This window comes from Mycobacterium sp. NGS19, from assembly GCF_059813155.1.
Map to the genome: position 1 here is coordinate 321237 of NZ_JCALEB010000005.1, position 16403 is coordinate 337639.

Genomic DNA, 16403 nt, shown 5'->3' on the forward strand with positions numbered 1-16403 from the left:
AAACGTGTTCCAGTTTGGGCCGCCGAAGGCAGGCCTTTACTGGTCCTTGACCGCATGTTGATTCACCCACAAGACGATGGTCCGGTGACTACGCTTTTAGCGGTGGAGCTGGGGGTTTTGGGTCCTCTCCAGGTCCGGACCGATGGCGCGCCGGCCTCGATTCCGGGCACCAAACCGCGCGCCGTCCTGACGATGCTCGGCCTCCATGTGGGTTCCGTGGTCCCAGCAGACACTCTCGTCGAATTGCTGTGGGGCGCCGATCCGCCCCGGACTGCTGCCAAGGCCCTGCAGACGCACATTTCGTCGCTGCGGCGCGCGCTCGGCGACCGAGTCGTGGTGACTGAGGGGGCAGGGTGGACGCTGGCAGGCGCAGACGTGGACACCTTGCATTACAAACGGGCCGCTCGGCACGGTCGTGATGCGGCGGGCGCCGGCGATGCGAGCGGTGCGGTGGTGTCATTCGACGAGGCGCTGACGCTGTGGCGAGGCATTCCCGAGCTCCCCGATACACCGCGCGGCTCCTCGGAAAAGACCCGCTGGATCGAGAGTCACGCTGCCCTTGTCGAGGACCGCGCCGATGCCTTGCTTGCGACGGGGCGGGCGGCGGAGATCATCGGCGAGCTGGAAGCGGCGGTGGCTGACGCGCCGCTGCGCGAAAGACGTTGGGGTCAGCTGATCCTGGCGCTGTACCGCGCCGGCCGGCAGGGCGAAGCGTTGGGCGCGTACCAGCGGGCGAGATCGCTGCTGGCCGAGGAGCTGGGAGTGGACCCGGGGCCCGAGCTTCGACGTCTGCAGGCCGCCATCGTCGCGCAAGATGCAGCGCTGGAAGCGCCTGCCGCGCAGGACGTTTCGACGGTGACACGCGCGGTGACATTCTTGCTCACCGATATCGAAGGCTCGACCGCCGCATGGGAGGCCGACGCGGAGGCGATGGCCGTGGCGCTCGCCCGTCACGACGAGCTCGTCGAACACATCGTCACGGCACGCGGCGGACGGCTGATCAAGACCCGCGGCGAAGGCGACGCGACGTTCTCGGTCTTCGAGCGGCCGTCGGCTGCTGCCGCCGCCGCCATCGAGCTGCAAGACGCCATCAGCCGCGAGCCGTGGGCGCTCCGGCAGCCGATGCGCATCCGCATTGCGCTGCACACCGGCGAGGCGGAGCTTCGCGACGGCGACTACTTCGGCCGCGCGGTCAACCGTGCTGCCCGGCTGCGGTCGCTGGCCACGGGCGGACAGATCCTCTGCTCAGGGGCGACCGCCGAGCTCGTCATCGACTCGCTGCCCGACGACGTCGTGCTCGCCGACTTGGGTGTGCGCCAGTTGAAGAACCTGGCACGACCCGAGCATGTTTTCGAACTTTGCGTCGAGGCCGTCACAGCCCAGCCTGAGCCAGCCGATGCCCCCATCGAGCGTCCCGGGCTGCCGTCGGTCCTCGCCGGCCCGGGGCCGTTCGTCGGGCGCGGCTCGGAGCTCGCACGGCTCTGGACCACCTGGCAGACGGCGCTGGCCGGCGGTATGCGGGCAGTTTTGATTGCGGGCGAACCCGGGGTGGGCAAGACGCGTCTGGCCGGCGAATGGTCCCGGCAGGCCTACGAGCAAGGCGCCGTTGTTCTCTACGGCCGTTGCGACGAGGATCTCGGCGCGCCGTACCAGCCGTTCGCCGAGGCTCTGCGCGCGCTGGTCCCATGTCTTGCTGCCAGTCGGTTGCGGGGTCTGCGCGGCGTAGAAGCGCTGGTGCCACTCGTGCCGACGCTTACAGACCTGCTGCCGGATATGTCGGCGCCGACGCGTGGCGATCCCGACACGGAACGCTACGCGCTGTTCGACGCCGTCGTGGCGCTGCTTGACGCCGCGTCGACGAACATGCCTGTGGTGCTGATCCTCGATGACCTGCACTGGGCGGCCAAGCCCACGCTGCTGCTGTTGCGGCATGTATTGCGATTCGGCGAGCACGCCCGCGTGCAGATCGTCGGTACCTACCGAAGCACCGACTTGGATCGGTCGCATCCGCTGGCGGCGATGCTCGCCGACCTTCACCGCGACGGCACCGCCACCCGCATCACCCTCGGCGGTCTCGACGAGGACGACGTGACCGCCTATGTCGCGGAGGCGGGCTACGACGACGAAGAGCTGGCGCGGGCGCTGGCCTCCGTCACCGGCGGCAACCCGTTCTTCCTCATCGAGGCTCTGCGCCACGTCGATGAAAGTGACAGGGTGTGGGATCAGAGCACGTTGCCGCAGGGCGTTCGGGAAGCGGTGAGCCGCAGGCTTTCTCGGCTGCCTGCGGAGACGAACAAGGCGCTGGCGGCAGCCGCTGTCGTCGGCAGCCGATTCGCCGTCGAACTCGTCGAGCGAGTCACCGACCAGGATCTTGTCGATGCGTTCGACGAGGCATGCAAGGCCGGCATCGTCATCGAAGAGCCCGGCGGGCATTACCGGTTCAACCACGCTCTGGTGCGTCAGTCACTGCTCGCCGAGTTGCCGTCCGTGCGGCGCATGCGGCTGCACCAACGGATCGCCACGACTCTGGAAGCACAGCCCGGTGCCAGCGACGAGCTGCTCGCCGAACTGGCGCACCACTATTTCGAATGCGCGTGGGCGGGCAACGCGGGCAAGGCCGTCGAGTACTGCCGGCGCGCGGCGGATCAGGCGATGACGCGGTTGGCGTATGAAGGTGCCGCCGATCTGTACGACCGCGCCCTGCATACACTGGAAGAGATCGACGAAGAACTACCCGATCGTGACGAGCAGACGGCAGACCTCTTGGTTGCGCGCTGTGAGGCGCTGCTGGCCGCAGGCGACGTGGCTTCGGCAGCCGGTGCCGTCGGAAAACTGCAAGAGGCAACGCGGGATTCGGAGCGGCTCGCCGCGTGGGCGACATGCTTCGACGGCCAGCTGTCCATCTTGATCCACCCCGAGCGGTTGGACGATGTCGAAGCCGCGCTGGGTGCGGCCGCCGACAAGTTGGCGGCGTTGGACGACGCTGCAGGGGAAGCCAAGGCGCATACCGTGCGCGCTGGGTGCCTGGCTCGGCTTGGGCGGATCGCCGATTGCGAGGTGGCGCTGGACAATGCGCTCACTGCGGCACGGCGGGCGCGTGATCACCGCCGGGTGAACGCGGTGTTGGCCGGTGCACCGCTCGCGGCGTTGTGGGGGCCGAACCCGGTGCCGCGTGCGGGTGGGCGCTGCCTTGACGTGGTGCGGCTGCTGCGGATTACGACGGACTCGCCGGCGGTCGAGGCGACGTCGACACGCTGTCAAGCAGTGTTGGAAGCATTTCGCGGCCGGGCAGCAGCGGCTCGGCGGATGATCGACTCGGCACGGCGCACGGTCACCGAACTCGGCCTGCGGCATGCGTTGCTCGAAGTCGAGCAGTTCGCGGGCATCGTCGAGTTGGTGGTCGATGATCCCGCGGCGGCAGAGCCACATCTTCGTCAGGCTTACAACGGTTTTCGCCGGATGGGTCTGGATGCTGACACCGCGGAGACGGCCGCGCTGCTGGGTCGGGCTTGTCTTGCGTTGGGCCGAAGCGCCGAGGCTGATGAGTTGTGTTCGGAGAGCGAGCGGTTAGCAGGCCATGCGTTGCAGGCGTCGATCGCCTGGCGCACGTTGCGGTCGCAACTGTTGTCCGGCCAGGGTGAGCATGGCGAGGCTCGGCGCGTGGCGGAAGCCGCCGTGAGTCTGGCCGAGCGCACCGACCTGTTAGCTCACCACGGCGACGCGTGTCTTTGTCTGGCAATGGTGCTGGGTGTAGCCGGCGATGCAGCGGGCGCGCGAGCCGCGGCCCAGCGGGCTGCTGACTTGTATGAGCGGAAAGGCGCAGCGGCACTTGTCGAAAGGGCGCACAGCATTCTTGATGAGCGCGTTCCGGCGCCGAGGGCACCACTACCGGATGAACCGGCCGTCGAGCTGGACAACGCGTGCGTGCAAGCGATCCGCGAATCCGACGAGGCCATCATTAGCGGAGCCTGGGCCACATTGAGCCAAGCGCTTGCACCGAACTTCACCATCGAAAGTCGGCGCAAGATCGTCGGTTTTCCCCAACGGCTATTCAAGCCTGAGGAGGTGGCGGCGCAAAGCAGGCAACTCTCAGATGAGGGCATGGTGCTGAATCGCCGTGTTGTTCTCGCAATACGGGGCGAGCGTCTTGCCCTCACCAGAGTGGAGATCGGAACAAAAGGCGGTCGACCTGATGCGCCGCGAGATGAGCTACTCCACCTCATAAGCCTGGACGAAGAGGGCCGTATTGCACTGCAGGTCTGGTTCGACGTCGAGGACGTAGACGCTGCCTTGGCCGAGCTCGACGCCAGGCATGCTCGGCTTGACGCAGAGCAACCAGATGCGGGCCAGCTACAAAATGCGGCAAGCCGAGTGGACCAACGCTTCTGGAATTGCTTTGCGGCCCATGACTGGGATGCCATGGCCGGGCATCTGACCGACGACTTTCTGCTCCACGATCGTCGACAGGCGGTGAACGCCGGCATCCGACAGGGACGCGACGTCGAAATCGAGAACGTGAAAGTCATGGCCGAAGTCGGGGCCAGGAGCGCGATTTCGACTGTCATTGCGACACGTGGAGAGCACCTGGCGCTGCGCCGTCTTCGCTTTACGGGAGACCGAGGACCCGCACCGTTCATCACTGACCTACTCGGCGTCGTTGAGATCAGCACCCAGAACCAGCTGTCGGCACACATTGTGTTCGAACCCCACGACGTCGATTCCGCCGTTGCCGAGCTCGATACGCGCTACATGGCCGGAGAAGCGGCGCCATACGCGCACACGTGGTCAACGATTACACGGGCTATGGCCACGCTCAACCGGCGCGAACCGCCGGCCACAACACGGGATTGGGTCACCGTCGACCATCGGCGTGGTCCATCCTTCGAGCCTGGTGCGTTGCCTGCGTTACCCGCTAACTGGAATGACACACGAGACGTCAGCGCGTTTATCGAGGTGGTATACCGCCTGAACGAGGTTGGAGCCGTGGTCCATTCGTCCTCGAGTGAAAACTCCCAAGAGGGTCTCATCGCCGAGTGGACGGCGATCTGCGTCATCACCCTTGACGGTGATCTGATCAACCGCAGTGAGATTTTTGACGAGGCAGACCTCGAGACTGCGCTGGCGAAGTTCGAGGAACTCGTTCAGCCGGCACAGCGGTTGCAGAACACCGCAATACGCGTTGCAGCCCGATTCTTTCAGTCCTTCAACGCCGGTGACTGGGAAGCGATGGCGGAGGTCCTAGCCGACGACCTTTGCACGGATGATCGCCGCACAGCCGCGAACGCCGGCGTCCAACAAGGCTCCGACACCATCATCGAACAATTCAGGACCGGAGTCTCTCTCGGGTTCGCCGGCGTGGATTGGAGCGTGATTGCGACCCGCGGCGAGCGTCTGGCCCTCACACGCGCTCGCTATCCGAGTCGGGAACTCAATGCGTTCAGTGTTGAGGCCCTCCACATCATAGAGCTCAACGGCGACAACGTGATCGCTGCCGTCGTCGTATTCGACGCTGACGACATCGAGTCTGCGATTGCGGAACTCGACCGTCGGTACATCGCCGGTGAGGCGGCACCGTATGCACACACGTGGTCGGTGATCTCGCAGTCCTACGCCGCGGTCAACCGGCTCGAGCCGTACCCGACTACGCCGGATTGGGTGCAGATCGACCACCGAAGGGAAACAGCGTTCGGGGCCGCAGAGCTATTTGCGTACGTTGACTCCGGTAGGACTGGAAATCAACGCGCGCTGGCATACAACCAGGCCGTGCATCGGCTGAGCGACCTCGCGGCAGTCATCACCTATGCCGCGCGTGGTACCTCGCGAGAAGGCTTCGAAGCCGAATGGTGTGGCGTCGCCCTGCTGCTCGTCGAAGGCGAGAAGATCAAGCGCACCGAGCTCTTCGACGAGGAAGACCTTGATGCCGCGCTCGAGCGATTCGACGAACTGAACCGTCCAGCACCGCGATTGGAAAACGCGGCAAGCCGAGTGATCGAACAGATCTGGTCCCACTTTGCAGCAGGTGACTTGGAGGCCATGGCAGCGCGAGTGGCCGAGGACTATTACGCTGACGATCGCCGGCGAGTTGTGAACGCCGGGGTAAGACATGGCAGATCTGCGGCCATCGCAGACACGCATGCTATCGCCGGGGTCGGTGTCACTGGAATTTCAACGACGGTCACTGCCACAAGGGGTGAGCGCCTCGCGCTCGTCCACGTCCGAATCTCGGGATGGAAACAGCATGGTGAGGAACTCCTCATGGAGATACTCGCCATAGTTGAAATCGATGCCGCAGAACAGGTTATCGCGTCCATAGTGCTCGACCTCAACGATTTTGACGCGGCCATCGCCGAACTGGATACGCGGTACCTCGCCGGCGAGGCCGCCGCACACGCAGACACGTGGTCGGTCATCGCGCAGGCCTACGCGGCAGTCAACCGACTCGAAATGCCGCCGTTGACGCCGGATTGCGTCACCATCGACCATCGAGGCGAAAGCGCGTTCGGAGTCGATGAGCTGAATGGCTACCTCCGCGCCGGACGGGATGCCGGACAAAGCACGGCGACATACATCGAAGCCGTACACCAGCTGAATGACCGTGGAGCGGTGCTCACCTACACGGCTCATGAGACCTCTCAACAGGGTTTCGATGCCGAGTGGCGAGGGGTCGCACTCCTGACCGTAAAGGGGCAGATGATCGACCGCTGCGAGGTTTTCGACGAGGCGGACCTCGATACAGCGCTCGCGAAGTTCGAACAGCTCACCCGGCCGGAAGCGCGACTGGAGAACGCGGCGACCCGAGCTCACGCGCGGCTGCAGGGGTATATCGAGGCAAGCGACTGGGATGCCGTGGCTGACATCGCGGCCGACAACGTCGTCGTCGAGGATCGCCGCCGGGTGGTCAATGCCGGAATCCTACGCGGCCGCGACGCCAATATGGACGATCTGCGCGCAACCGTCGGTGTCGGTTTCATGATTAATACGTTGGGTGTCATAGCGATTCGCGGCGAGCGCCTTGCGCTGATGCACGTTCGCGTCTCGGGTCCCGATGCTCGAACCATTCAGAACGATGCCCATAACCTTGTTGAGATCGACGCCGATGGACGGATCGCGGCGGTTGTCGTTTTCGACCTAGAGGACATCGACGCCGCTATGGAAGAACTCGACGCGCGGTACCTTGCCGGGGAGGCGGCGCCGCATGCGCGCGCGTGGTCGGTCATTGTGGGAGCCATCAAGGCGAATAATCGCAACCTGGAATGGCCGATGACAAAAGATGCTTCGGTCGTCGATCACCGGCTCCGCGCAACGACCGCGGCCAGCACTCTAGATGAATACTCCCGCGCCACGTCGGACCTCATGGCAAACCTCAAGACCTATGTCGAGGCGGTACACCAGTTGACCGACCTTGGAGCGGTCGTCATGCAGGAGGCGTACGGAACGACGAAAGAGGGATTCGAGGCCCAGTGGCGGGTGATCACACTGATGACCATCGAAGCCAACTTGGTCAACCGTTGCGAACTGTTCGACGAGCCAGACCTCGATGCCGCTCTCGCAAGATTCGACGACCTCAGTCGGCCAGGACCGCGACTCGAGAATGCGGCAAGCCGAGCCAACGAGCGCATCCACGCTTACTTCGAAGCCAGCGACTTCGACGCGATTACCGAGATCCTGGCCGACGACTATCACAGCGATGATCGTCGTCACGTGGTGAACGTTGGACGCCCGCAGAATCGGGACGTTGTCATCGAATTGATGAAGACCGCGGGCGACGCCAGGATCAGGTTCGAGCCACCACAGCCCATCGCAACCCGGGGTGACCGCCTGGTCCTCAGCCGCACCCGCTGGTCGGCCGCGGATCAGCGGCCCGACGTCTTCCATACAGAGGCGATCAGTATCGTCGAGGTCAACGGCGACAATCGCATCATTGCCCGTATCTGGTTCGACCCCAATGACTTCGACGCTGCCTTCGCGGCGCTCGACGCCCGCTATGTCGCCGGCGAGGCTGCGCCGTACGCCCGAACATGGTCGGCAATTGCCGGCGCGTACACCGCGCACAATCGGCGCGAATTTGCACCGGCGGCACCGGACGTCGTGAGTATCGATCACCGCCGTGTGGCAGCGTTTGCGCCCGGTGAAGGTATCGAATATATTCGCGCCGGTTGGGAGCTCGGGCAACGCGTAAGTGTCTACGTCGAAAGCGTGCATCGAATAAGCGAACTCGGCGCGGTGTGTACGTGGGTAGGGATCGGAAGCTCGCAATACGGTTTCACCGCCGAGTGGCGGGGCGTCCAACTGATGACCGCGAAACAGGGAATTATCGATCGCGCCGAGCTCTTCGACGAAGAGGATCTCGACGCTGCACTCACCCGCTTCGACGAATTACGCAGCCAGACAGCACAAGTGGAGACTCCGGTAAGCCGGGTATATGCGGAACAACGCAGGTGCTTCGAGGCGCGCGACTGGACCGGCATGGCCGAACTCATGTCCCCGAGCCTGTCCTACATCGACCGGCGTCGGGTGGTCAACATCGGTCTAAGGCAAGGCCGCGAAACTGTGATCGGGGATTTGAAAGGCATCGCCGAAGTCGGCGTCGAGAAGTTCACTTCCGACATTGTCGCTACCCGCGGTCAGCGTCTGCTACTCAGTCGCACGCGTGCCTCCGGCCGGAGCCGACACGCTGAGCCGTACCACACAGTCACTCTCGAGGTCGTCGAAATCGATGCAGACGAACGCATCATCGCCGGGGTGGTATTCGACGTCGATGACCTTGAGGCCGCCATTGCGGAACTCGATGCCCGTTACATCGCAGGGGAAGCGGCACCCTACGCGCACACATGGTCGCTCGTGGTAAGCGCCGAATACGCACTCAATCGCCGCAAACTGCCCCCGACGACTCCGAATTGGGTAAGCCTCGATCACCGTCGAGTGGCCGCCTTCGCGCCAGGTGATCTGATCCCATACCTGCGTGCGGGCTGGGACCTTGCCCGTGAGGTCCACAACTACGTCGCAGTGGTTAATCGGCTGAACCGCCGAGGAGCCGTCGTCACACACGTAGCGCACGGAACTTCACACGACGGCCTGGAGGTCGAATTCCGCGAGGTCGGCCTAGTCATGTTCGACGGCGATCTGCTCAGTCGGAGTGAACTTTTCAGCGAAGCAGACCTCGAGGCGGCTTCGGCCCGCTTCGACGAGCTCAGCCGTCCGACGCCACGAGTGGAGAATGCGGCAAGCCAAGCGGCCCAGCGCTTTTACGCATGTTATTCGGCTCGGGACTGGAATGCGATGGGTTCGACTCTTGCCGACGCATGTTCATTCGACGATCTCCGACGGGTGGTGAACGCAGGACGCTGGAGCGGTCGCGGTGACGTGGTGACCAACATGCAAGCCTTTGAGGTCGAGGCCGCCATGAGCTTGACCGTTATCGCGACACGCGGCGAACTCCTGGCCCTCGCTCGTCTTTCATCGACGAACTGCAACACGCGACAAGGGGAATTCGACATCGACCTGCTCGCCGTGGTCGAGGTGAACTCCGAGAACCAGTTAGCGGCACACATTGCCTTCGACGCCGACGACTTCGTCGCAGCTATCGAAGAACTCGACGCGAGGTATCTGGCGGGCGAAGCGGCCGTCCATGCGGAGACGTGGCGCGTCGTCGCAAATCAGTACTCGGCCTTGAGCCGTCGAGAACTGCCTCCGCGTACCCGCGACTGGGTCAATATCGACCACAGGCGACTTGTCACGATGGAGGAAGGGGGCCTACCTGCGCATCTTCGCGCGACATGGGACGACTCGCCGCGAACCGGAGTCTACATCGAGGCCGTGCATCGCTTGGGCGACCAGGGAGCGGTCGTCACACGGGTGGCGCAGGGCACTTCGAAGGATGGCTTCGACGCCGAATGGCGCGGAATAGACCTTGTCAGACTAGAAGCCGCTCGCCTCAACCGCTGCGAGCTGTACGACGAAGAGGACCTCGACGCCGCGCTAGCGCGCTTCGAGGAGCTCATCAGCTAGCGTCACCGGCTCCGATGAGAATCCGCTCCAGCTCGTCGGGACAATCGCGCATGAGGTTGTGGCCCCCGTCGAGGGGGTGAGTGTTCCACCGCGGATCGCTGCGCACCTGCTCGTAGGTCGCGCGGAACGGTGACTCGCCTTCCCACCCCTGTGCGAACACGTAATCGCGCCGCCGGAACCTGTTCAGGTCGCCGCGCAGCACGATCGGCTGGAGAAGAGAGGCCAGCGGGTGCGCCGTCGCCCGCTCGTCGAAGAATGGCAGCGGCGGAACGCCGTACCCCGTCTCGTCCACTCCGATGTACCACTCGCGCTGCTCGTCGGTGGTCAATGTCCAGCACGAATCGCCATGGCGGGGAACGAATGCGTCGATGTAAACCAGCGAATCAACGATCTGTGGCAGCTGATCGGCGACGCCGGTCATCACCATTCCGCCGTAGCTGTGCCCCACAAGGACGGCATCGCGCACTTGCTCAACGACGAGCGCCGACACCACGTCGCGGATATGGGTGTCCAGGTTCACGCCGGAATGCAGCAGGTGCGCGCGTTCGGAGACACCGGTCAACGTGTACGCCAAGACCCGGTGACCCCGGGAGCGCAGCCTTGCCGCGAGATCGTCGAAGCACCAAGCGCCGTGGCACGCACCGGGGATCAACACGAAGGTGGACATGGCCTCTTTATGCCACAGCGGTTGTGTGTCGGCGCGGCTGCCTAGAGTGATTCCGTGAGCCCCGCCAAGTCAGCGTCCCCTTCCGCCCCGCCTGCCGGAGCCGATACCGCGGCCAAGCCCACATTGATGCTGTTGGACGGCAATTCGCTGGCGTTTCGCGCGTTCTATGCGCTACCGGCGGAGAACTTCAAGACCCAGGGCGGACTGACCACGAACGCGGTGTATGGGTTCACCGCGATGTTGATCAACCTGTTGCGCGACGAGACGCCCACCCATGTCGCCGCCGCGTTCGACGTGTCCCGGCAGACGTTCCGCGCCGACAAGTTCCCGGAATACAAAGCCAATCGGACGTCCACGCCTGACGAGTTCCGCGGTCAGATCGAGATCACAAAGGAGGTGCTCAACGCACTCGGCATCACGGTGCTCGCGGAACCGGGGTACGAGGCCGACGACGTCATCGCCACGTTGGCCACCCAGGCCGAGGAAGCCGGCTTCCGGGTGCTGGTGGTTACCGGGGATCGCGATTCCTTGCAACTCGTCAGTGACAACGTGACCGTGCTCTATCCCAGGAAAGGCGTCAGCGAACTCACCCGCTTCACGCCCGAAGCAGTGGTCGAGAAGTACGGGCTCACTCCCCAGCAGTATCCCGACTACGCGGCCCTGCGCGGCGATCCCAGCGACAACCTGCCCGGTATCCCCGGCGTGGGGGAGAAGACGGCCGCGAAGTGGATCGCCGAATACGGTTCCCTGCAGGCACTCGTCGACAACGTCGACTCGGTACGCGGCAAGGTCGGAGATGCTTTGCGCGCCAACCTATCTCATGTCGTACTCAATCGCGAACTCACCGACCTGGTGAAGGACGTGCCGCTGGCGCAGACGCCCGACATGCTGCGCATGCAGCCGTGGGACCGCGACCACATCCACCGGCTGTTCGACGACCTCGAATTCCGGGTCCTGCGCGACAGGCTGTTCGACACGCTCGCCGCAGTCGAGCCGGAAGTCGACGAGGGGTTCGACGTTCGTGGCGGCGCCCTGGCACCCGGTGAGGTTGCCGAGTGGCTGGCCGAGCACGCGTCCGATGGCCGCCGCGCAGGCGTGTCCGTGGTCGGTCCGCACGTCGTGTGTGACGGTGACGCCACGTCGGTGGCCATCGCGGCACCCGACGGTGACTCCGGCTACATCGACACCGCGACGATGACCGCGGACGACGAAAACGCACTGGGTCGGTGGCTGGCCGACGAGAGCCAGCCGAAGGCCCTGCATGAGGCCAAGTGGGCGATGCACGACCTCGCCGCCCGCGGCTGGGATCTGCGCGGTGTCACGTCTGATACCGCGCTTGCGGCGTATCTGGTGCGGCCGGGGCAGCGCAGCTTCACCCTCGAGGACCTGTCGCTGCGGTACCTGCGCCGTGAACTGCGGGCCGACAACCCGGAGCAAGCGCAGCTGTCACTGCTCGACGACAGCGACGGCGTCGACGACCAGGCAGTGCAGGCGCAAATACTGCGGGCCAGGGCGGTGGTGGACCTTGCCGAGGCTCTCGACGCGGAGCTGGAGCGCATGGAGTGCTCGTCGCTTCTCGGCGACATGGAATTGCCCGTGCAACGCGTGCTCGCCGAGATGGAAAAGGCGGGTATCGCGGTCGACCTCGACCAGCTGACCGACCTGCAGCGGCAGTTCGCCGACCAGATTCGCGATGCGGCGGAGGCCGCGTATGCGGTGATCGGCAAGCAGATCAACCTAGGTTCGCCCAAACAGCTGCAGGTGGTGCTGTTCGACGAGCTGCAGATGCCGAAGACCAAGCGCACCAAGACGGGCTACACCACGGATGCCGACGCGCTGCAGTCTCTCTACGAGAAGACGGGGCACCCGTTCCTGCAGCATCTGTTGGCGCACCGCGACGTGACGCGGCTCAAGGTCACCGTCGACGGGCTGCTGAATTCGGTCGCCGCCGACGGGCGAATTCACACCACCTTCAACCAGACCATCGCGGCCACCGGCCGGCTCTCGTCGACGGAGCCCAACCTGCAGAACATCCCCATCCGCACCGACGCGGGCCGGCAGATCCGCGACGCATTCGTGGTCGGCCGAGGCTATGACGAGCTGATGACGGCCGACTACAGCCAGATCGAAATGCGGATCATGGCGCACCTGTCGCACGATGAGGGCCTGATCGAGGCGTTCCGAACGGGTGAAGACCTGCACTCGTTCGTGGCCTCGCGCGCGTTCGGCGTGCCGATCGACGAGGTCACCGCCGACTTACGGCGCCGCGTGAAGGCGATGTCGTACGGGCTGGCGTACGGGTTGAGTGCCTACGGGCTCGCACAGCAGCTCAAGATCTCCACCGAAGAAGCCAAGGAGCAGATGGAGCAGTACTTCGCTCGCTTCGGCGGCGTGCGCGACTACCTGCACGAGGTGGTCGATCAGGCTCGGAAGGACGGTTACACCTCGACGGTGCTGGGTCGTCGTCGCTATCTACCCGAACTGGACAGCAGCAATCGCCAGGTCCGGGAGGCGGCGGAGCGGGCGGCGCTGAACGCCCCGATCCAGGGCAGCGCCGCCGACATCATCAAGGTCGCCATGATCAACGTCGATACGGCCCTCAAAGACGCCGGCCTCAAGTCGAGAATGCTGTTGCAGGTGCACGACGAACTGCTGCTCGAGGTCGCGCCCGGGGAGCGTGAGGCGCTCGAGAAGTTGGTGCGCGAGAAGATGGGCAGTGCTTATCCGCTCGATGTGCCGCTGGAAGTGTCCGTGGGATATGGCCGCAGCTGGGACGCGGCGGCGCACTAACTGTTCACGCCCGCCCGCTGCCGGAGGCGGGCCATCCCGCGCATGATCCACGGCGTCCGCCTCGCCATCAGTTCCAGGGCGCGGTCTGACCGACGCATGGTGGTTCGTGGCCCGGGAGTTGGTGTCGAAGCAAGTTTCGCCTCGACGGATCCCGCGTGCGAGCCTTCCTTGTTCACCGCAAGAAGCTCCCAGATGCCGGGCACCCCACGGAGTTCGACACTGCCACGCTCCTGGAAACTCGTGCCCGAGCCAACAACCAGGTCACGTACGGTTCGGGACACGAGTACTTCGCCGGCGCCGGCGTGCCCGAGAATCCGCGCTGCGATGTGGACTGCGATCCCGCCGATGTCACCGTCGAGAAGTTCGCATTCACCGGTATGAATGCCGGCGCGGATCTGGATGCCCAAAGTTTCGGCGTCGGCCCGCAATGCCTCGGCACAGCGGATGGCTTGCGTGGGGCCGTCGAAGGTGGCTAGGTGACCGTCGCCGGTACTCTTCACCACCATTCCGTTGAACCGTTGCGTCAGTTGGGCAGTGATCTCGCCGAAGCGGTGCAGCACCGCGCGCCACCGTTCGTCACCGGTGGCCGCGGCGTGCTGCGTCGATGCGACGATGTCGGTGAAGAGCACGGTGCGCAGCGCCCGTTGGGATTGCGGGGGCGCCGCATGGGTACCGGTGACGAATTCTTCGATCTCGGTTGCGATCAGGTCGGGGTGGCTCAGCCATGGCACGTGATCCGTGCCGTCCACCTCGAGTAATCGTGCACCAGGAATGTGGTCGGCGATATAGCGGCCGCCCTGAACCGGGACGAAATCGCCGGTGGCATGAATCACGAGCGTCGGTGCGCTGATCGTGGGCAGAATCGATCGCACGTCCATCCGGCATACCGCTTCCACCGTCGCGCGCGCCATTCCCGGGCTCGCGCTCATCCGTTCCAGCATTGCGAGTTGACGCTGCGAGGCGACCGACGGAACCAGAACCTGCAGGGCCGCGCCTGTACCCCACTGTGAGCGTGCGGCACGGGCGAAATCAAGCCACTTCGCTATCTGGTCTGTCGACGGCGTGTACTTTTCGCCCAGTTCGCGAACCAAGCGGGGCCGTATCTCGGCTGGGTCGCGTTCGACGTCGTTCCACTCGTCGAAGAAACCGATGAATGACGTTGTGCCAGTGAGGATCAACGCTTGCGTGCGTTCGGGTCGCGTGGCCGCAAACAAGATGCTCGCCGGGCCACCCTCGCTGATGCCGAAGAGGATCGCCTTCTCGAAGCCGGCAGCGTCCATCACGGCCTCGATCTCGGCGGCTCGGTCATCGAGCGTGCGGACTCGCGGGACGGGGTCCGAAAGGCCAACGCCTGCCTTGTCGAACAAGACAATGCGGCAGAACGTGGAGAGCCGCTCCATGAACGATTCGAATTCGGGCATCGTCCAGAACAGCTCGACGTGACTCACGAACGACCCGGCGTACACCAGTTCGGCAGGCCCGTCGCCGAACACCTGATACGCCAGGCTGAGATCGCCGCATTGTGCGTAGGCCGTTTCCGGCACGGTGCTGAGCGTAGCCTCGCCGGACGATCGAAATCGTGTCTTTTGCGTGCCGAGCGTGAAACTACGGCGGAAATTCGGCGGCCATTTCTTCGCGCTTACCGCACGCTCGGCGCCGGAAACGGCGACGCTCGGCGCGATGCCGGGCTAACCGGTCGGCACCCGGTAGCCGGCCAGCCGCTGCAGGATCGGCGCGGCGGCCCGGGCCGCGTAGACGCCGTACGCCTCTTCGGTCTGCAGCGCGAACACCCTCGGGTCGCCGTAGCCTCGCTCGATGCGGTCTCGGACGAACGCCAGCTCGACCACTTGTGCCGCGAAGTTCTTGACCGCTTTTCCGGCGTTCGGTCCGCCCAGCCGGGTCGCCTCCGCGATCGCCAATTTGCGACTGCGAATCGAACCCAGCCAGGTGGCCTCGTTCGGCGTCACCAGACCCGCCGACACCATCCCGGGCAGCTTGGCGGCTACCACACGCTGCTCGCGGCGCCGGCTGGCAACTGCCAGCGCCACCGCGAACACGAAGATGGGCATCATCCACAAGAGGTAGACGCCGAAGTACGCCTGCGCGCTCAGCAGCGCGGACCCGTTCCACATGCCGTGCATGACCACGGCACCGATGTAGCCGAGCAGCAGCGACCCGGCCTTGGCTGCTGCGCTGCGCTGCTGGAGCGCGAAATACAGCCCGAGCGCTAAGAACGACGTGAACAGCGGATGGGCGAACGGGCCCATGACCAAGCGCATCGCTGCCGTCGTCAGTGTGCCGGCAAGCGATTCACCGTTCGCGATATAGAGGATGTCCTCGAGCCACGCGAAACCGGCCGCGGTGAGCCCCGCGTACACCAGGCAATCGGTCAACGAGTTGAGCTCGTTGCGCCGCACGCCGGTCATCATCAGCAGTAGAAACAGGCCCTTCGCCGCCTCCTCGATCAGCGGGCCGCCAATTGCGACGGATGCGGCGCTGACATCTTCACCGCGATGGACCAGGGAGTCGAAGTACAGCTCCAGCACGACCGACAAGACGACGGCGATCGACGCGCCCCAGACGAAGGCGAACACGAGCAGCCTCGGCGGCTCCGGCTCCCACCGGTCCAGCCACAGGTAGGCGAGCACGACGCCGGCCATGGCCAGCGTGGAGAGCACAAAGCCGATCGCGGTCCCGGCAGGATTGAGCGCAGTCAGCAGAATGACGATCAACCCGGCGACGGTGCCCAGCGCGATGAGCAGCCCGAGCGGCGCGCCGACCTTGCGGATGCGCCGCTGAAACGGTGGAGCCGGGGGCGGACCCACGGTCGGCGGCCGGTGCGGCATCTCGGGTTGCGACACGACAGCAGGGTAGCGGCCACGGCCGACGAAGTCTGTCGGCTCTTGAGCGCGAGCGCTCATTGCAGTTTGTCCAGGAT

General features: G+C 64.8%; 5 protein-coding genes. 2 read left to right on the forward strand and 3 right to left on the reverse strand.

Going from position 1 to position 16403, the window contains the following annotated elements; all coding sequences use genetic code 11:
- Positions 1-102 precede the first annotated feature (102 nt).
- Entirely contained in the window at positions 103-10008 is a 9906-nt protein-coding gene (locus tag AC5Y4N_RS17005) for an ATP-binding protein (RefSeq protein ID WP_499910121.1), read from the forward strand.
- Here AC5Y4N_RS17005 and AC5Y4N_RS17010 read toward each other — a convergent pair.
- Positions 10001-10675, reverse strand: a complete 675-nt coding sequence (locus AC5Y4N_RS17010; RefSeq protein ID WP_499910030.1) for an alpha/beta fold hydrolase — start codon at positions 10673-10675, stop codon at positions 10001-10003. The two genes, AC5Y4N_RS17005 and AC5Y4N_RS17010, sit on opposite strands and share 8 nt — an antisense overlap.
- A gap of 126 nt (positions 10676-10801) precedes the next feature.
- On the opposite strand from AC5Y4N_RS17010, the gene polA reads away from it, so the two are divergent.
- Positions 10802-13465: a DNA polymerase I gene (gene polA / locus AC5Y4N_RS17015; protein ID WP_499910123.1), complete on the forward strand. Its 2664-nt coding sequence runs from the start codon at positions 10802-10804 to the stop codon at positions 13463-13465.
- On the opposite strand, the gene AC5Y4N_RS17020 is transcribed toward polA, so the two are convergent.
- Together AC5Y4N_RS17020 and AC5Y4N_RS17025 are read right to left on the reverse strand one after the other, a co-directional pair.
- On the reverse strand, positions 13462-15009 hold the full coding sequence (locus tag AC5Y4N_RS17020; protein WP_499910032.1) for an adenylate/guanylate cyclase domain-containing protein: 1548 nt from the start codon (positions 15007-15009) through the stop codon (positions 13462-13464). The two genes, polA and AC5Y4N_RS17020, sit on opposite strands and share 4 nt — an antisense overlap.
- 144 nt (positions 15010-15153) lie before the next feature.
- A complete protein-coding gene (locus AC5Y4N_RS17025) occupies positions 15154-16311 on the reverse strand; it encodes a PrsW family intramembrane metalloprotease (RefSeq protein ID WP_499910125.1) in 1158 nt (385 codons plus the stop codon).
- Positions 16312-16403: the final 92 nt, after the last annotated feature.

Excerpts from the sequence above, each read along its gene's own strand:
- AC5Y4N_RS17025 (WP_499910125.1), bottom strand. The coding sequence starts at position 16,311 with ATGCCGCACCGGCCGCCGACCGTGGGTCCGCCCCCGGCTCCACCGTTT.
- polA (WP_499910123.1), top strand. The coding sequence starts at position 10,802 with ATGCTGTTGGACGGCAATTCGCTGGCGTTTCGCGCGTTCTATGCGCTA.
- AC5Y4N_RS17010 (WP_499910030.1), bottom strand. The coding sequence starts at position 10,675 with ATGTCCACCTTCGTGTTGATCCCCGGTGCGTGCCACGGCGCTTGGTGC.